Source organism: Streptomyces sp. NPDC046900 (genome assembly GCF_040644975.1).
Taxonomy (GTDB): domain Bacteria; phylum Actinomycetota; class Actinomycetes; order Streptomycetales; family Streptomycetaceae; genus Streptomyces.
Genome location: NZ_JBEYXD010000022.1, coordinates 57,162 through 77,434, shown reverse-complemented (window position 1 = coordinate 77,434; position 20,273 = coordinate 57,162). Strand labels below are relative to the sequence as shown.

The following is a 20,273-nucleotide window of genomic DNA, read 5'->3' as shown; positions in this document are numbered from 1 at the left end:
GCGGCCGTGGGCGCGGAGTCCGGGCGACGGTCTGTCAGGCGCCCGGGTGGACGTTCTCCAGGTCCAGGAGATGCTGCTTGCGCTCCAGGCCGCCGGCGTAGCCGGTCAGCGCACCGTCTGCGCCGATCACACGGTGGCAGGGACGCACGATCAGCAGCGGGTTCGCCCCGATCGCCGTGCCCACCGCGCGCACCGCGGCCCTCGAGGCGCCGATCTGCCGGGCGATGTCGCCATAGGCGAGGGTGGTGCCGTACGGGATGGCCGCCACCGCCATCCACACCCGCCGCTGGAACTCCGAGCCACTCGCGACGTACTCGATGTCGAAGTGGGTCAGTCCGCCCTCGAAGTACGAGCGCAGCTGGGCGGCGATCGCGGTGAACGCCTCCGGCTTCTCGATCCAGCCGTCCTGGACGACGGCCCCGCGCTTCTGGCCCGGCACGGACAGCGAGGCGAGCGCGGTGCCACCCATGGCGGTGGCCGACTCCTCGCCCACCAGCAGCAGTTCGCCCAGCGGGCTGTCCATGGTCGTGTAGACCGTCATCGGTCCGGTGTCCTTTCGAAGTCTCTCGTCCACTGTCCTCACCATCCACTTTGCGCCTTGTCGACCGCATTGTCCGGCGGAAATCGGACATCGCTCTACGGGGCCGGCGGGAGGTGAGGTGGCCCCCGGCGCCGTCTGCCGGGGGCCGTGACCCGGGGCGCGATGCGCGCGTTGCGGGTCACATGAGGGTCGGCTGGAGGGCACCCTCGTGGGTGAGGAGCTGCACCTTGCGTTCGACACCGCCGGCGTAGCCGCGCATCGAGCCGTCCGCACCGATGACGCGGTGGCAGGGACGCACCAACAGCACCGGGTTCGCGCCGACCGCCGCGCCCAGTGCCTGGATCCGCTCGCGCGGCAGGCCGAGCCGCGCGGCGAGAGCGCCGTATGTGGTGGTGTCGCCGTACGGGATCTGCTCCAGCGCGTGCCAGACACGCCGCTGGAAGTCGCTGCCGGCCGGCGTCAACGCGATGTCGAACTGCGAGAGTTCGCCCGCGAAATACGCCTTCAACTGGCGGACGATGTCCGCGAACGGCTCCGGGTCCTGGCGCCAATCCGGGCGGATGGCCGGGGCGTTCTTCTGGCCGGGCATCGACAGCGAGGACAGAGTGGTCCCTTGTGCCGTCTCATCGCCCACCAGGAGCAGGTCGCCCAGCGGGCTGGTGATCATCGTGCAGGCGGTCATCGTCGCTTCCTCAGGTCAGCATTCCTTCCACCACCCACTTTGCTGTCCTGGAGTGCCTGGTGCCGGCGGGATTCGGACGTCGTCGGCGTTTCAGAGCCCGCGCGGCATCGAGCGCGGTCGGTTCCTGCTCAGCCGATGGGCTCCCGTACGGGCGTAGTGACCCGGGGCGATACCGAGGAGCCGCTTGAAGTGCCGGGTGAGGTGGGACTGGTCGTAGAAGCCGGCCGCGGTTGCCACCTCGCCCGGTGGCCGTCCGTCGAGGAGCAGACGACGGGCAAGGTCGACGCGGCGGGACGTCATGTACTGGTGCGGTGCGATGCCGAACGCGGCGCTGAAGGCACGTACGAGATGGGCGGGGTGCGCGTGGAGCGATCGCGCGGCCTCTTCCAGCGTGGTGCCTTCGAGGAATCTCTCGTCGAGGAGGTCACGCAGGTCGTGCGCGATGCCACGGTACGGAACCGTGCCGCCGATGACAGTCGTCCTGGGGCGCAGGTGCTCGCGCAGGCGCTGGCTGATGAGGGCCAGCCGGCTCTCCGCCTCGAGTTCGTCTCCCCGGCGGGCAAGGGCGGTGTGCAGCTGTCCGATGCGTCGGCGCAGAACGGGATCGGTGAGGTCCGGGCTGTCGACCGCCGGCCCGATGTAGCTCTCGTCCAGCTGCGTCGTGCTGAGGTAGAGCACCCGCTTGCGGAAGCCGAGAGAGGTGGCGGGCGAGCCGTTGTGCGGGACCTGCGGCGGCAGCAGGCTGACGGTGTCGTTCGGGGTGCCGCGCTCATGGCGGTCCAGGTCGTAGCGGACCGCGCCGTCGTCGACGATCAGCAGCGTCCAGGCGTCATGTACATGCATGGGGTACACGTGCTCGGTGAAGTGGGCGTGGAAGACCTCCATGACGCCCGGGACCGAGGGGCGCCACGCAGAGACTTCCTGCCCATGCACCATGCAAACAACGTACAAGACGGCGAAGGACTGCTACCTGCAGTCTCAAAGCATGAGAACGAAGGATGAGACCGAGACCCCGGCCGGAGCCCAGACCGGTGCAGAGACGCAGAACGTGCCCGTCCGCTTCGACACGAAGATCGCTGTACTGCTGCGCGACGACTTGGAACCCTGGCAACGGCTGAATGTGACCGCCTTCGTCGTCAGCGGGCTCGGCACGGTGTCACCCGAGGTGATCGGCGAGCCTTATGCGGACGCCGACGGCACCCCGTATCTGCCGATGCTCCGCCAGCCGGTTCTGGTCTTCGAGGGCACGAAGGAGATGCTGACCACAGCGCACGGTCGTGCCCTGTCCCGATCCTTGCCGATGGCTGTGTTCACCTCGGATCTGTTCAGCACGGGCAACGACCGGGACAACCGGGCGGCTGTACGGTCGGTCGGCACCGATCAGCTCGACTTGGTGGGGATGGCCGTCTACGGGGCGCGCAACGCCGTGGACAAGGTCCTCAAAGGCGCGCGGATGCACCCCTGAGCAGTAGGCGTGGCAATGAGCCGGCAAACGGCCGCCGGCTGCACACAGCGCGGGCGGTGTGCCTCGCGGGCATGGGATGTGCAGCCGTGCCCGGACATGGGCGGGCCGGGCCCGGATCGAACGATCCTGGGCCGGGCCCGATTCGTCCGCCGGTCAGTTGAACGCGGCGGCGAACATGCCGGGCTCGTACGTGCCTCCCCGCTGGTGCACGATCACGGCGAGCCGGTTGGCCGCGTTGATGAGGGCGACCAAGGACACGAGCGCGGCGACCTGGTCGTCGTCGTAGTGCTTGCGTACCTGGGCCCAGGTCTCGTCGGACACGCCGTCCTGGGCGTCCGCGAGCCGGGTGCCCTCTTCGGCGAGCGCCAGCGCGGCCCGCTCGGCCTCGGTGAACACGGTCGACTCGCGCCAGGCGGCGACCAGGTTGAGCCGGACCGCGGTTTCCCCTTCGGCGGTGGCCTCCTTGGTGTGCATGTCGATGCACCAACCGCAGCCGTTGATCTGGCTGGCGCGCAGCGACACCAGCTCCTGCGTGGACTTGGGCAACGGCGACTGCTGGATCACGAGGCCGGCGTTGGCGAACCGCTTGGCGAACTTGGCGGAGATCTCGTTGTCGAACATGTTGAATCGGGCGTCCATGACCTCGTCCTCACTCGTGGTGTTGCCTGAACGAACACGAGATGCCGGCGACCGGCTGGTTGTGACAGGGCCGTTGTGTGACGTGCGCCACTGTCCATGAGTGTCACAAAACCGCTGGGACCGGCGTCTTGTGCGCGTGGCATCGTGGAGAGCGGACAGGCAGGAGCAGCCGGTGAACAGCGAGCACAGCGATCGCACAGAGGACACGGCCGGGCAGCCCGCCGACGGCGGACGCGTGGACGCCGCCACCGAGACGTTCGTCGCCCATCGCAATCTGCTGTTCACGGTGGCCTACGAGATGCTCGGCTCGGCTGCCGACGCGGAGGACGTCCTGCAGGAGACCTGGCTGCGGTGGGCGGGTGTCGATCTCGGTACGGTGCGGGACCAGCGTGCGTACCTGGTCCGGATCACCACGCGCCAGGCGCTGAGCCGGCTGCGGACACTCGGCCGCCGCAAGGAGTCCTACATCGGCCCCTGGCTGCCCGAGCCGCTGCTCACGGCACCCGACGTGGCCGCGGACGTCGAGCTGGCCGAGAGCGTCTCGATGGCGATGCTGCTGGTGCTGGAGACGCTCTCGCCGACCGAGCGCGCGGTGTTCGTGCTGCGCGAGGTGTTCGACCTCGGCTACGACGAGATCGCCGAGGCGGTCGACAAGAGCCCGGCCGCGGTCCGTCAGGTCGCGCATCGGGCACGGGCACATGTCGCGGCGCGCCGGCCGCGCGGGGTCGTTTCCCCGACCGAGACCCGGAACGCGCTCGATGCGTTCCAACGGGCGGCCGATACAGGCGACCTGCAGGGTCTGCTCGACATCCTCGCGCCGGATGTCGTCTTCCTGGGTGACGGTGGCGGCCTCAAGCAGGCCGTCCCGCGGCCCATCGTGGGGGCCGACAAGGTGGGCCGTCTGCTCGCCGTCGGACTGGGCAGGATCGCCGTCGAAGGGTGGTCGCTGCGACCGGCGGAGGTCAACGGCTACCCCGCGCTGGTCATCCGGCAGGACGGCGCGATCGACACCGTCATGGCGGTGCGGATCGACGACGGTCTCATCACCGGGTTCTACGCGGTGCGCAATCCGGAGAAACTGTCGCACATGCAGCGGGAGATGGTGCTGCGCCGCTGAGTCCGCAACTCCTGGGCACGAACAGGTCCGGCATCGCCACCGGCGCCGAAGCGTCCACAGCCCCACCGCAATTCGCGTTCTGTCGGCGGATCAGCACACGCCGGCGCTTGGACCGCAGCCGCCGGACAGTCATCGCTGGGCTGTCGGATCCGGGGTACTGAACGCCCGGTATGGCGCGGCTGTGTGCACAGCGAGGCCGGAGTCGTCGCCGGGCGGACGGCGCCGCATCCTGCCGGGGCTGCCGGTCGGGGGATGCGGCTCTTGCAGTCTCGAAGGACCGATGAGGAACCCAGCGACCTCAGAATATGCCTGCTCATAAGGGTATTGAGGTCTGACTTCGGCTACTCGGCCCGCTCAGGTGATCCTCAGATTTCCGTTTACTCCCCGGACGGCGGCAACCCGTCGTTCACGGGCCCGTCGCCGTGGAACGGCTTGCTTGGAGCGAAGTTATATAGACAACTTTGCTCACCCGGGTGCCGCCGCGGCGGCATTCGGGGCGGAGAGGACCCAACACCAATGCCACCCCTCTCAGAGGCCGCCGCATCCGGCAGCAGCATCGCGATCGGCTCCACGACGCCCCCGCAGCGGGGCGACAAGGTGACCTTCGCGTGGGCGACGGACGCGCCCGACCCGCAGAACTGGATCGGCGTGTACGACGGCAACCGTCAGCCCGGCAGCGGCGGCGGCTCCCTTGTGTGGGCGTACGTCTCGGGCTCTTCCGGGCAGACGACCCTTGACACCTCCGGCCTGAGCGGCGGGCCGTACACCGCGTATCTGCTGGCCGAGGACGGCTACGGCGTCCTCGCCAAGACGGAGCCGTTCAGCTTCGCCGGCCCGCCCACCGGCGACTCGATCGAGCTGACGACTCCCAACCCGCACGACGGCGACAAGGCTTCCTTCCACTGGACGACCGACGCGCCGGACGCGAAGAACTGGATCGGCGTCTACGACGGCGACCGGCAGCCCGGGCACGGCGCCTCCCTCGCGTGGGAGTACACCCCCGGGGCCTCCGGCGACATCACCATCGACACCTCCGGGCTGAGCGGCGGCCCGTACACCGCCTACCTGTTGGCCAAGGACGGCTACGGCATCCTGGCCCGCACGGCCCCGTTCAGCTTCGCGGTCCGCCCCGTGATCCCGCGCCCGTACGCGGTCGTGGACGCCGTCACCACCGCCCCGCAGACCACGGGCAGCTCCTTCTCGGTGAAGCTGGGCGGCCTGTGGATCAGGCCCGAGGGCAATGCCGCGGGCAGCGCGACCTTCCAGCACCTTGCAGGCGACCCCTGGTTGTCGGTGGCAGCGGACGGCACGGTCAGCGGCAAGGCCCCGATGTTCGCCCCGCGGACGCCCGGCCGGATGGTGGTCACCGTCACCGACAGCGTGGCCGGCACCGGCACCGTCACCGTCCAGGTGCCCGTGCGCGCCTCCCTGGACCGGCTGGGGCTGAAGGTCGCCACGGTCAACTGCCCGTCGCTCAGGCGACAGGGCTTGCACAACGGGCGCCATTGGCTGTGGCACTGCGTTTGCGTCCTGCCCCACCTGGTTGTCTTGGGGGTGGGGCTGGGGTGGCTGACTGCACCCCGCGTCGCCACAACTCCCATGCACGCGCACGGATGTTGCGGGAGGCGTTGTGGTCCGCGTGCGCAACGACGCCGCAGGACCGGCATGCGAACCAGGCCTGCGAGACCCGGTTCGCTCTGTCGAGGTGGCCGCACTCGGCGCAGGTGCGGGAGGTGTAGGCCGGATCGACGTACACCACCGGCACCCCCGCGCGGCGGGCCTTGTACGCGATGAACTGCCCCAACTGGGCGAAGGACCAGCTGTGGAGGGTGGCCCGTTGGGGCTTGCGAAGCCGTACCCGCTCGCGGATGCCCGTCAGATCCTCGAGGGCGATCCCGCGACCGGTGCGTTCTGCCTCGGCCACCACATGTTTCGCGATCTTGTGGTTGATGTCCCGCGCCCGCCGCGCCTCCTTGCGCCGCCGCTTCCTCAGCCGGCGCCTGGCGGACGGAGTGTTCTTCTTCTGCAGCGTGGTCCGCAGTGTGCGTTCCCGGATCCGGATCCGGTTGAGCGTCCGCCCGGCCATGATCTCGCCGTCCGACGTGGTGGCGATGTTGACGATGCCCAGGTCGATACCGAGGAAGTCCACCGGATCCGTGTTCGGCGCGGCTTCGGGGACCTCGCAGGTGGCCAGCAGGAACCACATGCCCTCCCGCACCAGCAGGTCGGACTCGCCCCTGCGGTACCGGGCCAGGGCGGCCAATTGCTCCCCACTTGCGGTGAACGCCACGTCCCGCATCCGGCCGTGCACGGTCCAGATTGAGATCCGCTGCTCAGCCATCTGCCAGGACAGCATCCGGTCGTCATACGGCTGCGCGCTGTCCGGCCGGAAAGCGATCGGCTTTCCGATGGCCTTCCGGTAGCGCTTCGAGCCGGGCTTGCCCAGGTTGTGGGCCTTCAGGTTCGCCTTCAACGTGGCGTACGCGTCGCACGTCTTCTTGATCACGTGCTGGGCGGCCTGCGAACCCAGCCCCCACCGAGCCTTGATCTCACCGTAGGTGTGCTCACGCAGCGCGAAGTTCCGCTTCACATCCTTTTCGAACGCTACACCGCTAGCCCAACCGGCGGCCTCGTTGCAGGAGCGCAGGGTCGCCTCAAGTGCCGCCGCCTGCACGGGCGTCGGCAGCAGTTTCACCTGCACCACCAGCTTCACACCGGCGACGCTACCCAGCCCCTCCATGCCCGCGCATTCGAACACGGGAACTTCCCTCACCCGGACCCAGCTGTACAGCGCTCCGCGCCGACGAAGGCTGCAGTACTCCGTGCCACCCGCTTGAGGACGCGATTCCTACCAGGCGTAATCACCCGGGGTTCCTCGCAAGGATCATGCTGAACCTCTGGGGCGCCGGCACCCACGTCGACAGGTTCCTGGAGAAGCAGCTGCGGCTGGTGCTCACCAAGGGACTGGGCGTCGTGGCGCTCCAGGAGTGCAGGGACCACGGGGCCGAGAACCTCGCTGGGGCACTCGGCCGGCAGGTGCACTAGGCCGGTGGCCGCTACCCGCTCACCGACGTCGTCGCCCCGACCGTGGAGCTCCCGGCGGCCGCTGCGACGCTGCACCTGCCCGGCGACCTCACTCCCGCCCTTCCCGGAGCCCGGCACCAAGGACGAGTTCGCCAACGGCAAGCCCATCGGCCTGGGCAGCCGGGTGCCGCTGTGGGTCGTGTCGCCGTGGTCGCGCGGCGGCTGGGTCAACTCCCAGGTGTTCGACCACACATCGGTGGTGCGCTTCCTGGAACGCGTCACCGGCGTGCACGAGCCCAACATCTCCGACTGGCGGCGCAACGTCTGCGGCGACCTCACGAGCTGCTTCGACTTCGGCAAGCCCGACTACAGCATCCCCGAACTGCCCGACACGGTCGCGCTGATGGCCAAGGCCGACGCCGGAAGCTCCCTGCCGGCGGTGAAGATACCCGACCAGCAGTCCATGCCCGGGCAGGAGCAGGGACAGCGCCCGCACCGCGCGCTGCCGTACCGTCCGTGGGCCGACGTGGCGGTCGACCGGGCCACCGGCAAGGTCACGTGCACGCTCACCAACGACGGTGGTGTCGGCTACCACTTCACCGTGCTGCCCAACATCGCCCTGCCCTTCATCGGTACGCCGTTCACGGTCCCGGCGCGCTCGTCGCGCACCTACGTGTGGGACGCCGCGACGACCGACGGCCGCTACGACTTCTCCGTGTACGGCGCCGACGGGTTCGTCCGCCGCTTCTCCGGCACCCTCGTGCGTGAAGGTCAGGACGATGTGGCGGTGCCGTCGGTCACGGTGGCGCTGCGGACGTCCGGACGCCCGGAGAACGCGTCGTTGGAACTGGAGCTGCGCAATGCCGGCGGCACCGAGGTGGCCTTCACGGTCACGCCGAACGACTTCGCCGGCAAGGAGCAGACCGTGTGGGTCAAGGCCGGTGACCGCACCCGTCTGACCTGGCGCACCGACGAAGGACGGTACGACGTCACCGTCACCGCCGGTACCGGCACCCGGTTCGTCCAGCGTTACGCGGGAACCGTGCACGCCGGCTGAGTCGCGCCGGGGTGGGACCGTTCGACAGCTGCGGCCGGGACCGGTCCCACCCGCCGGTGCCCGGGGACGGGGCGCCCCTGGCTGCACAGTGGGATCATGTGAGTATTTGAGCCGAATGAGAGGGTTATGAGTATTCAGTCATGAAGGGCGTCTTTTGTGGATTTGGGTCTTCTGGCGGTGCAGGATCAGATCCATCCCGGCCCTGCCTGGCCGGGGGAACTGAGGGGGCATCACCCTCTTTCGCAGGGAAAGGAAAACCTTCGATGACTGACAGGTTCAAGCGGGCCGCGGCGTTGGGCGCGGCGACGGTCGCGATGTCCGCGGGGGCGCTGTTCGGCGCGGTCGGCAGTGCTTCCGCCGCTCCGTTCCACCACGGCCCGGACCACGGCCGCCACTGCGCGCATGACCGGGGCCACTGGACGCAGGTGTGGGTCCCGGCCCACTGGGAGCACCACCACTTGAAGCGCGGCCACATGGAGCGTGTCTGGCACCCCGGCCACGGTGGCTGCCGCCGCTAGGCCCTGGGCCCCGATCGGGATCGCGCGGGTTGCTGCGGAGCCATGACTGCCCGCTGCCGTAGGAACCCTCGGAGACGCGCTGATCCCAGGGATGGCGAGGGGGGTGAGCGAGCCCCGGACCCAGTGGTCCGGGGCTCGCTCGCGTATCCGCCGGGGGCAGTTCGAAAGCGCTGCGCAGGTCGCATCCCGCGCTCGTCCGAGTTCCGGTATCCCGGTGACGCGCCCGGTGCGGTAGTAGGGCGCCGCCCTGCGCCCCTCATACCATCCCAGCCGTGAGCGAACATCGGTCCTCAGCGGAGCCTCCTCGGCAGGTCCGCGAGGGTGGATGGTCTCGGCTGACGTCCTCGCGTTTCATGCCGGCGGTGGTGCTCTCGCTCATCGTCGCGGTCCTGGCCGGCCTCTTCGTCGGTGCCTACTGCTGGGCGATGTCCAATCCCGTACCGCATCGCATCCCCGTGGCGGTGACAGGACAGTCGGCCGGGGGCGACCGGTTCGTCAGTGCGCTGGAGGCCAGGCTCGGCACTTCGCTGGTCCTCCATCCGTACTCCAGCTACGGCAAGGCGCTCGCCGCGGTCGACGCGCAACGGGAGTTCGCGATCCTGCAGCTTCGACCGGCCGGGGTGGAGGTCGACGTGGCGAGCGCCGCGGGTGCGTCGGTCGCCCGGCTCTTGGGCGCGAGCGCCCCGGAGGTCGGCCAGGCGCTCGGCATCCCGGTCCGGGTCAGGGACATCAAGCCGCTCCCGGCCACCGACCCGCAGGGGCTTGCGCTCTTCTACATCGCCCTGGGGTCGACCATCCTCGGTTTCGTCGGCGCCATCCAGCTCGGGATCCATGCCAAGGCGTTGCGCCCCGCCGAACGGATCGCCGCCACCGCCGGCTGTTCCGCGCTGGGTGGCCTGTCCATCTGTGTCATGATCGACTTCGTTCTCCGCGTGGGCCGGCTGCCGTTCGCCCAGTCGTGGGGGATCTGCGCACTCACCATGTTCACCTCCGGCGTGATCTTCATGGCCTTCCAGGCATTCCTGGGCCGCTGGGCGCTGCTGCCGACCTGGCTGTTGCTGGTCGTCCTCGGCAACCCCTCCTCCGGGGGCGCGGTGGCCTGGCCGCTGCTCCCTCCGGTCCTCGGCTTTCTGGGGCGGTTCCTGCCACCGGGCGCGTCGGTGAGTGCCCAGCGCAACGCCATCTACTTCCCCGACAACCAGCACATCGAGCCCTATGTTGTGCTCGCCGCGTGGTGTCTGGCCGGCGTGTCGGTCTTCCTTGTGCGGCGTGCATGCCGCCCCGACGGCCAGGCTGCCGCAGCGGCCACCGGCCCGAAATGATCACCTGGTTCGCCGTCCGGGACCAGCTGTGGGCCGAGCGACCGCGGGCCTGAACAAGGGACCGCCGACTGGTCGGTTGCGTCGTGACACGCCATCGGGCACCTGCGCCCTCAACAAGGTGGCAGGGGGCATCCGTTGCGGCCCGTGTCTCGGCTGACTCCGTGTGAGGAACCACACAAGCGGTGAAGATCTTCGTAGGCCGGGCCCGCGGCCTTCGGAGTGCGCCTCCGTGAACCGTACGGGCAGATCACGCGGCGATGAAGGGCGGGCGTACGCAGGCCGACCCAGGGATGCGGACACGGCATGTGCGACGCGACGCCCAGCGTGCCAAATCCCTTGTGCCGCAAAGGAGAAGACCTATCGGGCATCCTCGGGACAGCCGGTCGTCGCTGCCGAGCGGAAGACTCGCTTGACGGCCCGCAGATCCGCCCGGTGGACGACTGGCCCAGTGGATGAGTCACTGTCCCAACTCTTGCCGCACAGGGTCTCCGTGCCCCACTCTGGGCGAGGCTTTTCGCCGGCGACCCCGGCCGGGCCACGTAAGTGACTGACACTCATTTCCGCATCACCCAGGGGGAACTCAGTGTCGTATCGGCCTGTCCCCAGGTCGGCATCGCCCGCATCCCGGCGGTGGCGTGCCCAGGAGGTCCGGCGGCCGACGCCGCGGTCTCTTGCGCCCAAGCCGCCCAGGACAGCTCACTTCGCCTGCGATCCGGCCTCGCGCAGGCGCCGGCACCTGCCTCGGCAGTTCCTGGCCTCGCCGCCCGCAGTTTCGCTCTCCACGTAGCCGACGGCCTCCACCGCCGCATCCCCGCACCTGCCGCTGCCTGAGGGCGCCGGCTGCCACTGCTACGCCTGTCGCACCGCCCTGCTGCGCCCTTCCCCGACCGGCAACAACCCCGTCTCACGCCCTCTCCGGCCCCGGCGGACGGAACCCGCGCCCCCACAGCGCCACTTCACATCGCACCACCCCCACACACCCCACCGATCGAACAGGACGCGACATGGAAATCTCCCGGCGAAGAATCCTCGCGGCGGCCGCAGTGAGCGTGGTGGCGGCGGCCATCGACGTCGGCGGACTGCGAGCCACCGCCAGCGTCGCGACCGGCGGCTCCACCTTCGGGCTCACCACCCTGGACGTGACCGTGCAGCGAGGTCCGGACCTGGGGGAGGGCTACCACGGCGTCGTCGCGGGCCCCGGCGAGCCGCACATCGTCCGCCGTGACCTCGCCAACGTCGCCGCTCCCCAGATCACCCGGTCGCTGGCCGCCTTCGCCCAGATGTCGGACCTGCACATCATCGACGACCAGGCGCCGCTGCGCGTGGAGTGCCTCGACCGGCTCGCGGACTTCGGCCCCCCGCACTACAACTCCTACCCGACCGCCTCCGCCTATCGGGCCCACGAGTTCCTCTCGACGCACTCCACCGACGCCATGTGCCGGGCCGTCAGAGCGGTCGGCCGGGGTCCGCGCACCAGCGCCCCGCTGGCCTTCACCGTGGTCACCGGCGACGCGGTCGACAACTGCCAGTACAACGAGACCCGTTGGTACATCAACCTGCTCGACGGCAACACCGTCCGCCCCGACTCCGGCAACCTCGCCAAGGACGAGAGCGTGTCGAGCGGCGTCTTCGGCCCCGATGTCAACTACTGGCACCCCGAGGCGCATCAGAACCCGCCGGACAACAACGACCTCAACGGCTTCCCGGTGCTCCCCGGCCTGCTGGCGGCCGCCCGCAGGCAGTACACCGCCACCGGCCTCGGCATGCCGTGGTACGCCGCTTATGGCAACCACGACGCGATGGTGCAGGGCAACGTCCCGCCGGACGTGCTGCCCTTCGACCCGCTGAAGAGCATCGCCACCGGCTCCACCAAGCTGACGCAGGTCACCGGGGTTCCGCCAGTCCTCAACTACACGGACCCCTCGTACTACATCCAGTTCCTCGAGGACATCATCACGGGCGACTTCACCCTGAAGACCGCCACAGTGACAGCGGACCCCAGCCGCCGGCTGCTCTCGCGGCAGGAGTTCGTCTCCGAGCACTTCAACACCACCGGGCTCCCGGCCGGGCACGGCTTCACTTCCGGCAGCGACACGGCGTACTACGCGATACCGTCCGGGGCGAACGACCTCGTCAAGTTCCTCGTCCTGGACACCACCAACGACAGCGGGGGCGCCAACGGCGCGCTCGACAACGACCAGTGGAACTGGCTCCAGAGCCAGTTGAAGGCCAACAGCTCACGCTACGAGCTCGACGACTCCGACGGCACCAGGCCCCGGACGGTCGTCACCCAGTCCGGTGTCAAGGACAAGCTGTTCGTCGTCTTCTGTCACCACACGATCGGCTCGATGGACAACACGGACAGCGACCACCCGTACAGCGGCGACGACCTGCGCGACCTGCTGCTGCGCTTCCCGAACGTGGTCCTGATGGTCGACGGCCACACTCACGCCAACAACATCACGGCCTACCGTCCCGCTTTCCCCTCCACCCTCGGAAAGGGCTTCTGGGAGGTGAACACCGCCTCGCACATCGACTGGCCGATCCAGAGCCGTGTCCTGGAGATCGCCGAGGGCGGCGGCCTGCTCTCCATCTTCACCACCATGGTCGACGCCGACGCGCCGTTGTCGGCGAACGGGGACACCAGCAGCCCCGCGGCGCTGGCCTCCGTGGCGCGGGAGCTCTCCGCCAACGACATCCAGGAAGTGGGCCGGGGCATCGACAAGCGCCGCGGCACCCCCGACGTGCGCAACACCCAGCTGCTCATCCCGGCGCCCTTCACCATCCCCACCGGCGTCGGCACGCCGCTCCCCGGCGTCGGCTGGCCGGTCGTCCAGCAGGGGCAGAGCGGTGAGCAGGTGAAGACCCTGCAGTGGCTGCTGAACGCTCGGGGTGCGGCCCTGACCGTGGACGGCATCTTCGGCTCCGCCACGGCCTCGGCCCTGCGGTCCTTCCAGACCGGGATCGCTCTGACGGCCGACGGCATCGCCGCCGCGGCGACCTGGCAGGCCCTCGTCGTGACGGTGCAGCAGGGCAGCACCGGCCCGGCCGTCTCGGCGACGCAGAGTCAACTGAGGGCGCGCGGCGCTGCGTTGACCGTGGACGGCATCTTCGGCCCCCTCACGGCCTCCGCCCTCCGGTCGTTCCAGACCAGCCGCGGGCTCACGGCCGACGGCATCGTGGCCTCGCCGACCTGGCAGGCGCTCCTGGCGCCCTGACGTCGCGGGTGCCGCGGCAGGGCGGCACCGAACAGTCCCGGCCCGCCTACGGCGTTCACCGCTGCACGACGCGGTGTCCGCCATGGCGGGCCGTGGCATGTCCCTGAACGGGAAGCGGACGGCCTCGGCTGCCCGACAGATGACTCGGCCGCAAGGCCGTACCCCGTTGACGGCCTGGGTTCCTTCGTGACTCGGCGCATGGGTCGGACCGAGACCCGATGAAGCACGTCAAGCCGTGCTCACAGCCCTTTCCGCGGAGCGCGTCCCGGCAGGTCGCTGGGAGCATCGGCACTCTTGATCATTCCCAGCTTCGGCAGGCCGGCCGCCCGCAGTGGACATCCGGTGCCGACGCGCGTGGCCAGTTCGGCCCGCAGGGTGGTCAGTTCCGCGATACGGGCGTCGATGACCTGAAGCTTTTCCTCGAAGAGCATGGACAGCGCTTCTGCCGTATCCGGCGCTTCGCGCAATGTCTCGCCGTTCCGTGCGATCTCCGCAAGGGAGAAGCCGAGTGCCTGCGCAGTGCGGATGTATTGGAGCCAGGACACCGTCTCGGGCGGGAAGTCGCGATACCCGTTGGGCAGACGCCGACCTGTGACAAGGCCGACCTTCTCGTAGAACCGGATCGTGTCTCTGGTCATGCCTGCCTGCGCGGCGAGCTCACCGATGCGCATGCCCCTCCAGCGGATATCGGGCTTGACCTTGGAGCGTACTCCACTGTTTAGCGTGAGGGCATCGCTGCCACGAGACCAGCAGGAGCCTCATCGTGAGCCGACTTCGCACCCCCGCGCACTCCGCCTACCTGCGCGTCGTACGCGCGAGCGCTTGGTACGACCTGGCCGTCACCGCCGGGTTCGCAACTCCGTGGACCTACGCCCTGGTACACGACGCGCTGTCGTCGTGCGGCAACGCACTCGGGCTTGGTGCCCTGCCCGAACTCGACCCGTGGCAGATCCTGTTCGCCAATCTGATGGGTTCGGTGGTGGTCGTCTGGGCCGTTCTGCGCATCGTCAGGCCGCTGCCGGAGCACGGACTGTTCGACGGCATCGCGCGTGCTCTGTTCGCGACGTGGCAGGCGTACGCGCTGGCCCACGGTGTGGCGCGGCTTCTGTGGCTCTTCTTCGGGGTCGAGGTGGCATTCGGCGTCCTCCAGCTTGTGCCGTGGAGATGGGGCCGAAACGCAGACCTCGTAGGCAACGACGCAGACCCGGCCGACGGACGCCCGCTCGGCACAGTGAGTCGGTGACGTGCGAGCACGCCCACCCGCGCCGCTCAGCGGTGGGCGTGTCGTCCTTCCCGTTCCCACCGGCGTGCGGCCGGGGAACGCGGTTGCCAACGAGGCTTGATGACCCACGATGACCCACCTGACCCGGTCACCACACACGGCGACCGGTCACTGCAGAGTGATACGGCACGCGGTGGAGCGGCAGTGCGCGCCGCCGGCTCAGTCTTCCTGGTCGACGGCGTGGCGGCGGTCGTAGGTGGCGCGGGCTTCGTGCACTGTGACGGCCCGCTTCTCGGTCCAGGTGCACAGGGCTCGGGTCTCCTCGGCTATCTCGCGGCCGAGGTCGGTCAGTCCGTACTGCACCAGGGGCGGTGTCGCCTTGGGGTCGACGTTACGGAAGACAATGCCGTCCCGTTCCAATGTCCGCAGGGTCTGGGACAGCATCTTGCGGCTGATACCGCCCAGGGACCGCTGCAGCTCGGAGTAGCGCTGGACGCCGTGTTCGCGAAGGCTCACCAGCATGAGCAGAACCCACTTGTCCGCCAGGTCCACGAACACGTCACGGCTCGGGCAGAGCGCGTCGAGGATGTCCATCGGCCGGTTCGGGTCGATGCTCACTGTCAGTTCTTCTTGAGCCATGACAACAGCTTATACCATGCCTCCGAATGGATCCATGGTTACCATTAGAGGCATAGTCTCCCTCCATCCCGTATTGAGCCGACGTACTGCCTCGACGTGCGTTTATGCCAAGAAGTATTCGGATACCCCGTTCCCCATGGTTTCGAGCCGTGTCAATGATGTTCTTCCGGAGTTGGAAGTCTTTGCGCATGCTGTGCAGGCGCGCCGGCCTGATGACGGCACCTGGTGCGAGGCCTGGACCGTTCGCGACATTCTGATCCACCAGACGGGCAACGCCGAAGAGCTGGCCCGGGTGCTCGCCGCTCATATGGCCGGGGAACCGGTCGAGACCCGCGGGTTCGATCGTGAGATCCCCTACAGGCCTTGACCGATCCCGAGCTCTGGTCGGCGTTTCTCACCCGGTGTGAACACCTTGTCGACGTGACCGAGGCGGCTGCGCAGGACCTGTCACCGGACACCGAGGTGATCTGGACGGGCCGCTCCGTGAAGGCGCCGTTCTTCGCTGAACACATGCGTGAAGAGCTCGTTCTCCATCGATGGGACGTGACGGGGGACGACAGCGTTGCGGTGCGAGCGCTCACCGAGCCGTGGGTGACCGAGCACAGCTTGAAGGCTCCCCTCCCTGAAGGGAGGGGATTCTCCACCCTCCAGGGCTGCGTGGGGATTCACGGCTCAGGCCGCCTCTTGGTCCAGCGGACCAGGAGGTCTTACGCCCTCGGCACCGTCCGGGTTCCAACCTGCCCGGACCAGCATCACGCGGGCGGAGTTCTTGTCCCTGGGGGACACGGCTCCGCACACGGTGCAGGCATAGGTTCTCATCGAGAGAGGGAGTGCGTGCTTGGTTCTCGCTCCGCACTGCGCGCAGTCCATCGTGGTGTGCGCCGGGTGCACGAGACGGACGTCCCGTGCGTGCTTGCGCCCCATCTCGACCAGAGCGCGTTTGGTGGCGGCGATGGCGGCATCGGCCGCCTTGCGGGCCATCGTGGTTTTCGCGAGGAACTTCGGGCGGAAGTCCTCCACCGCCACCCCATCATGATCACGCATCACGGACTTGGCCCACTTGCGGCCGGTGTCCACCCGCTGCCGCGCGATCTTCCTGTGCAGCTTCGCGGCCTGGGCCTGCGCCTTCCGGTAGCCCTTGGATGCGGGCCGGCCCTTCGGACGCCGGCGCCGGGCCATCATCCGCTGGTAGCGGGCGAGCCGCTGAGCGGCCCGCTTGCCGTGCTCGGCATGCGGGAGATCGTAGGCGTCATCCGTGGTGGTAGCGGTCTCCTTCACACCCCAGTCCACCCCGAGCACCCGCCCCGTGAGGGCAAGCGGTTCGCTCCGCGCGGGGGCGACGAAGGACACATACCAGTGCCCGAGCGTGTCCTGGTACACGCGCACACTCGACGGCTCGGCCGGAAGAGCCCGCGACCACACCACGCTCACCACGATCTGGCCCGCAAGGTGCAGACGACCGTCCTTCAGACGGAAACCCCGCTTCGTGTAGTTCAGGCTCGGCCTGGCCTCCCGCTTCCGCTTGAAGCGGGGCATCCCCGCCCGGCGGTGCTGCGCAAGCCCGTCCTTGATGTCCTTCAGCGCCTTCGCCCGCGACTTGGCGAAGTCCCGAATCACCTGCTGCTGCGGCACCGACGCACCCTCAGCCAGCCACGGCGTCACCCGACGCGCCTCGGTCAGCATCCTGTCCAACTGCGCCGGACCACACGTCAGCTTCTCACCGGACTCCTTGGCTCGCTGGTGGACCTGCTTGGACTTGGCCACGCATTCATTCCAGAGCCACCGGCAGCGGTCCCACTCCGCTTCGAGCCGGCGCCTGGCCGTGTTCGACAGGCGCACACGGAAGGTGTACCGGGCATGCCCGATGTCCTTCGTGGTCGCTTCTGTCGGCATGCATCCGAACCTACCCGGGAGGACTGACAGTTGAGACCCCTTGATCGCCACAGGCCCGCTCACCTCGTCGCAGGTGGACGGTCCTTCGCCCTGGAGGCGAAACCCCTATTTCCTGTCCTGCTCCGCAGCAGACCGATTCCTCCCCCGCCTGAAGGCCGGGACATCCTCGGAGGAACCCAGTGAACGAGGTCGGCCAGCCGCTGTACCGTCGCGGCTCCGCCCACTTGGACTGGGCCGGAGGCGACCGGATCGAAGCGCGCCTGCGTGTCCCCGGGGCCGATGACATCCTGGTCACAGCTGACGCAGACGGAAGCAGCATGCGTCTGGTCGCCCAGGAAGGGCCGGCCACGATCGAGAGCGACGCGGCTGTTCGCGCGCTTCTCATCTGGGGACGTCGTCCTGCCGATGCCTCACGCTGGCACAGTGACGCGGGTCCTGAGGCGCTGCGCGCGGTGCGTACTCTCCTCAGCGGTTACTGATCGTGCCGCGGTCCGCGCGGCCCCTCGACTTCGAGGCGGCCGCACGGAAGCGCACGTACTCCAGTTGTGTGCGGACGTTCAGGGACGCCTCCGCCCTGGCCGGCAGCGGGCGTGGGCCCGGTCGTCGTCAGGAGCGCGTGAGGATGACGAGCCGCTGGGTCGCCCGGGTCATCGCGACATAGCGGTCGACCGCTCCTTCGATGCCCTTGCCGAACTCCTCCGGGTCGATGAGGACGACCAGGTCGAACTCGAGCCCCTTCGACAGCTCCGGCGTCAGTGACCGGACGCGAGACGTCTCCCGGAATGTGGGATCGCCGATGACGCACGCGATTCCGTCGGAATGCCCGGCGAGCCAGGTGTCGAGGATCGAGCTCAGATCCGAAGCGGATCCGTGTACGACGGGCACGCCGCTGCTGCGGATGGACGTCGGCACGTTGGCGTCCGGGAGCGCGGCCCGGATGACCGGCTCGGCTTCCGCCATGATCTCTTCCGGCGTCCGGTAGTTGATGCTCAGGGAGGCCAGGGTGATCCGGTCGAGCCCGATCCGCTCGAGCCGTTCCTGCCAGGACTCCGCGAACCCGTGCCTGGCCTGGGCACGGTCCCCGACGATGGTGAAGCTCCGGGACGGGCACCGCAGCAGCAGCATCTGCCATTCCGCGTCCGTCAGTTCCTGGGCCTCGTCCACGATGATGTGCGCGAACGGGCCGGCGAGCAGGTCCGGGTCGGCGCCGGGCAGCGCGGTCCCGTCGACGAGGGCGTCCTGCAGGTCACGTCCGTGCAGCATCGTCACCGCGCCCTCTCCGTCGGCGTCGGCCTCCAGCAGAGCGTCGATGACACCGGACATCCGCTCGCGTTCGGCGGCGAGGGTCGCTGCGTGCCGACGCTTGCGCCGTGCCGCCTCCGGGTCGCCGAGCCGTTGCCGCGCCGCGTCCAGGAGCGGCAGGTCGGACACTGTCCAGGCCTGGGGGTCCTCGCGCTGCAGCCGCCGAACGTCGTCGGGACTGAGCCAGGGAGCACACATCCGCAGGTAGGCGGGTACCGACCACAGGTCTCCGACGAGGTCGGTCGCTTCGAGCAGCGGCCACGCACGGTTGAAGGCCGTGAGCAGTTCCTTGTTCTGCCGCAGTGACTTGCGGAGCAGGCCGACCGGAGCGTCGCCGTCGTGCTTGTCCACCAGGATCGTGAGCAGCTCCTCCAGGATCTGGTCGCGCGCCTCGTTGTGCGGAGTACCGGGTTCTGCCGCTTCGAAGGCCACGGCCCAGTCGTCGGCGCTCAGCCGGATGTCGGACCAGTGGGTCGTGATCGTCATCCCCTTGGCGGGCGGCTCCTCGTAGAACCTGACAGCCGGCTCGATCGCCTTCACCAGGTCCGCGGACGACTTCAGGCGAGTCACGTCCGGGTCGGCCTCGGTCCTCGCAGCGGCGCCCTCGGCGACGAGATCCCGCAGGGTGCAGGTCTGCACACCCTCCTCTCCGAGGCTGGGGAGGACGTCGGCGACATAGCTCAGGTAGGGCTGGTGCGGGCCGACGAACAGCACGCCGCCCCGGCGGTGACCGAGGCGGGGGTCGGAGTAGAGGAGGTAGGCGGCGCGGTGCAGGGCGACGACGGTCTTGCCCGTACCCGGACCGCCGTCGACGACGAGAGCGCCTCGGGATCCCGCGCGGATGATGGCGTCCTGGTCGGACTGGATGGTGCCGAGCACATCCCGCATCCGTGGCGACCGGTTGCTGCCCAGGCTGGCGATGAAGGCGGACTGGTCGTCGAGCGCGGCGTGCCCGGCAAATCCGTCCGAGGTGAACACCTCGTCCCAGTAGTCGCTGATCCGGCCGCGGGTCCAGCGATACCTGCGGCGGCTCGCCAGGCCCATCGGGTTGGCGTGGGTGGCTCCGAAGAACGGCTCGGCCGCGGGGGAGCGCCAGTCGACCAGCAGTCGACGGCCCTCACTGTCCGTAAGCCCAAGTCGTCCGACATACACGGGCTCGGGGTTGTCCGCGCTGACCATGTGTCCGAGGCACAGGTCCAGGCCGAAGCGACGCAAGGCCCGCAGGCGAGCGGTCAGCCGGTGGATCTCCGCGTCCCGGTCCATCGCCTGCCGGCCGAGGCCGCCGGGCGCCTTGCGCTCGGCGTCAAGGCGGTCGGAGACCTCGGCGATCGACTGCTCGAGGCACTCCGCAAGGGCCGCGAAGTGCTGTTCATCGCCGGCGATCAGGTTTGGGTCGGCCTTGTGGGAGAGGCGGTCGGGAAGGTCGAAAGCGCTGGTGGTCGAGGATTTCACGTGATCAGCTCCGATGTGAGGCCGCTTGCGACCATGACGCGCGGCAAGGCGCCCGGACCGGTGTGACGTAGCGGGTGACCGCGACGGGCAACGCTCCGCCCGGTGCGGGTCCCGTGGCCGTTGCCAGTCAGGTCGCCAGGGTTTGCAGGTGCTGGTGTTCTGGGTGCCGGCTCGACGGTCAC

General features: G+C 69.1%; 20 protein-coding genes. 10 read left to right on the top strand and 10 right to left on the bottom strand.

The window, feature by feature from the left end; genetic code table 11:
* Positions 1-34: 34 nt before the first annotated feature.
* The 3 genes from ABZ904_RS22545 to ABZ904_RS22535 form a co-directional block, all read right to left on the bottom strand.
* Complete coding sequence (locus ABZ904_RS22545) at positions 35-541, bottom strand: methylated-DNA--[protein]-cysteine S-methyltransferase (RefSeq protein ID WP_361825259.1); 507 nt, start codon at positions 539-541, stop codon at positions 35-37.
* Positions 542-719: 178 nt separating this feature from the next.
* Positions 720-1,223 (bottom strand): methylated-DNA--[protein]-cysteine S-methyltransferase, encoded by a 504-nt coding sequence (locus ABZ904_RS22540; protein ID WP_359407401.1) that lies wholly within the window; start codon positions 1,221-1,223, stop codon positions 720-722.
* A gap of 90 nt (positions 1,224-1,313) precedes the next feature.
* On the bottom strand, positions 1,314-2,159 hold the full coding sequence (locus tag ABZ904_RS22535; RefSeq protein WP_361825257.1) for an AraC family transcriptional regulator: 846 nt from the start codon (positions 2,157-2,159) through the stop codon (positions 1,314-1,316).
* Positions 2,160-2,208: 49 nt separating this feature from the next.
* On the opposite strand from ABZ904_RS22535, the gene ABZ904_RS22530 reads away from it, so the two are divergent.
* Positions 2,209-2,688 (top strand): DUF2000 domain-containing protein, encoded by a 480-nt coding sequence (locus ABZ904_RS22530; protein WP_360996977.1) that lies wholly within the window; start codon positions 2,209-2,211, stop codon positions 2,686-2,688.
* Positions 2,689-2,841: 153 nt separating this feature from the next.
* Here ABZ904_RS22530 and ABZ904_RS22525 read toward each other — a convergent pair whose 3' ends face one another.
* Positions 2,842-3,327 carry a carboxymuconolactone decarboxylase family protein gene (locus ABZ904_RS22525; RefSeq protein WP_360996979.1) on the bottom strand — a complete coding sequence of 162 codons (486 nt, stop codon included), beginning with the start codon at positions 3,325-3,327 and terminating at the stop codon, positions 2,842-2,844.
* Between the two features lie 172 nt (positions 3,328-3,499).
* Here ABZ904_RS22525 and ABZ904_RS22520 point away from each other — a divergent pair, with 172 nt between their 5' ends.
* Positions 3,500-4,444 carry an RNA polymerase sigma-70 factor gene (locus tag ABZ904_RS22520; protein WP_359407388.1) on the top strand — a complete coding sequence of 315 codons (945 nt, stop codon included), beginning with the start codon at positions 3,500-3,502 and terminating at the stop codon, positions 4,442-4,444.
* A 1,082-nt stretch (positions 4,445-5,526) separates the two neighbouring features.
* Here the strand turns inward: ABZ904_RS22520 and ABZ904_RS22515 are convergent.
* Complete coding sequence (locus ABZ904_RS22515; RefSeq protein ID WP_361825254.1) at positions 5,527-5,901, bottom strand: hypothetical protein; 375 nt, start codon at positions 5,899-5,901, stop codon at positions 5,527-5,529.
* A gap of 17 nt (positions 5,902-5,918) precedes the next feature.
* A complete protein-coding gene (locus ABZ904_RS22510; protein WP_360997123.1) occupies positions 5,919-7,157 on the bottom strand; it encodes a transposase in 1,239 nt (412 codons plus the stop codon).
* A gap of 173 nt (positions 7,158-7,330) precedes the next feature.
* Here ABZ904_RS22510 and ABZ904_RS22505 point away from each other — a divergent pair, with 173 nt between their 5' ends.
* From ABZ904_RS22505 to ABZ904_RS22485, 5 genes are all read left to right on the top strand, one after another.
* Positions 7,331-7,489, top strand: a complete 159-nt coding sequence (locus ABZ904_RS22505; protein WP_361825252.1) for a hypothetical protein — start codon at positions 7,331-7,333, stop codon at positions 7,487-7,489.
* Between the two features lie 4 nt (positions 7,490-7,493).
* The gene (locus ABZ904_RS22500; RefSeq protein WP_360996985.1) at positions 7,494-8,525 is read left to right on the top strand and encodes a phospholipase domain-containing protein; all 1,032 of its coding nucleotides are present in this window, start codon (positions 7,494-7,496) and stop codon (positions 8,523-8,525) included.
* 263 nt (positions 8,526-8,788) lie between these two features.
* Entirely contained in the window at positions 8,789-9,043 is a 255-nt protein-coding gene (locus ABZ904_RS22495; RefSeq protein ID WP_359410984.1) for a hypothetical protein, read from the top strand.
* A 353-nt stretch (positions 9,044-9,396) separates the two neighbouring features.
* Entirely contained in the window at positions 9,397-10,365 is a 969-nt protein-coding gene (locus tag ABZ904_RS22490) for an ABC transporter permease (RefSeq protein ID WP_361825250.1), read from the top strand.
* Between the two features lie 1,004 nt (positions 10,366-11,369).
* On the top strand, positions 11,370-13,583 hold the full coding sequence (locus ABZ904_RS22485; protein ID WP_361825248.1) for a TIGR03767 family metallophosphoesterase: 2,214 nt from the start codon (positions 11,370-11,372) through the stop codon (positions 13,581-13,583).
* Positions 13,584-13,822: 239 nt separating this feature from the next.
* On the opposite strand, the gene ABZ904_RS22480 is transcribed toward ABZ904_RS22485, so the two are convergent.
* Positions 13,823-14,254: a MerR family transcriptional regulator gene (locus tag ABZ904_RS22480; RefSeq protein ID WP_359410978.1), complete on the bottom strand. Its 432-nt coding sequence runs from the start codon at positions 14,252-14,254 to the stop codon at positions 13,823-13,825.
* A 92-nt stretch (positions 14,255-14,346) separates the two neighbouring features.
* Between ABZ904_RS22480 and ABZ904_RS22475 the strand changes: the two genes are divergently transcribed.
* Positions 14,347-14,826 (top strand): hypothetical protein, encoded by a 480-nt coding sequence (locus ABZ904_RS22475; protein WP_359410976.1) that lies wholly within the window; start codon positions 14,347-14,349, stop codon positions 14,824-14,826.
* Positions 14,827-15,024: 198 nt separating this feature from the next.
* Here ABZ904_RS22475 and ABZ904_RS22470 read toward each other — a convergent pair whose 3' ends face one another.
* Positions 15,025-15,444: a helix-turn-helix domain-containing protein gene (locus ABZ904_RS22470; protein WP_360996992.1), complete on the bottom strand. Its 420-nt coding sequence runs from the start codon at positions 15,442-15,444 to the stop codon at positions 15,025-15,027.
* A 136-nt stretch (positions 15,445-15,580) separates the two neighbouring features.
* Between ABZ904_RS22470 and ABZ904_RS22465 the strand changes: the two genes are divergently transcribed.
* Positions 15,581-15,811 (top strand): maleylpyruvate isomerase N-terminal domain-containing protein, encoded by a 231-nt coding sequence (locus ABZ904_RS22465; protein WP_360996994.1) that lies wholly within the window; start codon positions 15,581-15,583, stop codon positions 15,809-15,811.
* A 305-nt stretch (positions 15,812-16,116) separates the two neighbouring features.
* Here ABZ904_RS22465 and ABZ904_RS22460 read toward each other — a convergent pair whose 3' ends face one another.
* Positions 16,117-17,337: a transposase gene (locus ABZ904_RS22460; RefSeq protein ID WP_361825245.1), complete on the bottom strand. Its 1,221-nt coding sequence runs from the start codon at positions 17,335-17,337 to the stop codon at positions 16,117-16,119.
* A gap of 179 nt (positions 17,338-17,516) precedes the next feature.
* Between ABZ904_RS22460 and ABZ904_RS22455 the strand changes: the two genes are divergently transcribed.
* A complete protein-coding gene (locus tag ABZ904_RS22455) occupies positions 17,517-17,816 on the top strand; it encodes a hypothetical protein (RefSeq protein ID WP_360996998.1) in 300 nt (99 codons plus the stop codon).
* Positions 17,817-17,943: 127 nt separating this feature from the next.
* Here the strand turns inward: ABZ904_RS22455 and helR are convergent, their stop codons facing one another.
* Positions 17,944-20,091 carry an RNA polymerase recycling motor ATPase HelR gene (gene helR, locus ABZ904_RS22450; RefSeq protein WP_361825243.1) on the bottom strand — a complete coding sequence of 716 codons (2,148 nt, stop codon included), beginning with the start codon at positions 20,089-20,091 and terminating at the stop codon, positions 17,944-17,946.
* Between the last annotated feature and the right edge of the window lie 182 nt (positions 20,092-20,273).

What these genes read in the sequence shown, in the direction of transcription:
- ABZ904_RS22545 (WP_361825259.1), bottom strand. Translation starts at nt 541, where the DNA reads ATGACGGTCTACACGACCATGGACAGCCCGCTGGGCGAACTGCTGCTG.
- ABZ904_RS22540 (WP_359407401.1), bottom strand. Translation starts at nt 1,223, where the DNA reads ATGACCGCCTGCACGATGATCACCAGCCCGCTGGGCGACCTGCTCCTG.
- ABZ904_RS22535 (WP_361825257.1), bottom strand. Translation starts at nt 2,159, where the DNA reads ATGGTGCATGGGCAGGAAGTCTCTGCGTGGCGCCCCTCGGTCCCGGGC.
- ABZ904_RS22530 (WP_360996977.1), top strand. Translation starts at nt 2,209, where the DNA reads ATGAGAACGAAGGATGAGACCGAGACCCCGGCCGGAGCCCAGACCGGT.
- ABZ904_RS22525 (WP_360996979.1), bottom strand. Translation starts at nt 3,327, where the DNA reads ATGGACGCCCGATTCAACATGTTCGACAACGAGATCTCCGCCAAGTTC.
- ABZ904_RS22505 (WP_361825252.1), top strand. Translation starts at nt 7,331, where the DNA reads ATGCTGAACCTCTGGGGCGCCGGCACCCACGTCGACAGGTTCCTGGAG.
- ABZ904_RS22495 (WP_359410984.1), top strand. Translation starts at nt 8,789, where the DNA reads ATGACTGACAGGTTCAAGCGGGCCGCGGCGTTGGGCGCGGCGACGGTC.
- ABZ904_RS22490 (WP_361825250.1), top strand. Translation starts at nt 9,397, where the DNA reads ATGCCGGCGGTGGTGCTCTCGCTCATCGTCGCGGTCCTGGCCGGCCTC.
- ABZ904_RS22485 (WP_361825248.1), top strand. Translation starts at nt 11,370, where the DNA reads ATGGAAATCTCCCGGCGAAGAATCCTCGCGGCGGCCGCAGTGAGCGTG.
- ABZ904_RS22480 (WP_359410978.1), bottom strand. Translation starts at nt 14,254, where the DNA reads ATGCGCATCGGTGAGCTCGCCGCGCAGGCAGGCATGACCAGAGACACG.
- ABZ904_RS22470 (WP_360996992.1), bottom strand. Translation starts at nt 15,444, where the DNA reads ATGGCTCAAGAAGAACTGACAGTGAGCATCGACCCGAACCGGCCGATG.
- ABZ904_RS22465 (WP_360996994.1), top strand. Translation starts at nt 15,581, where the DNA reads ATGGTTTCGAGCCGTGTCAATGATGTTCTTCCGGAGTTGGAAGTCTTT.
- ABZ904_RS22460 (WP_361825245.1), bottom strand. Translation starts at nt 17,337, where the DNA reads ATGCCGACAGAAGCGACCACGAAGGACATCGGGCATGCCCGGTACACC.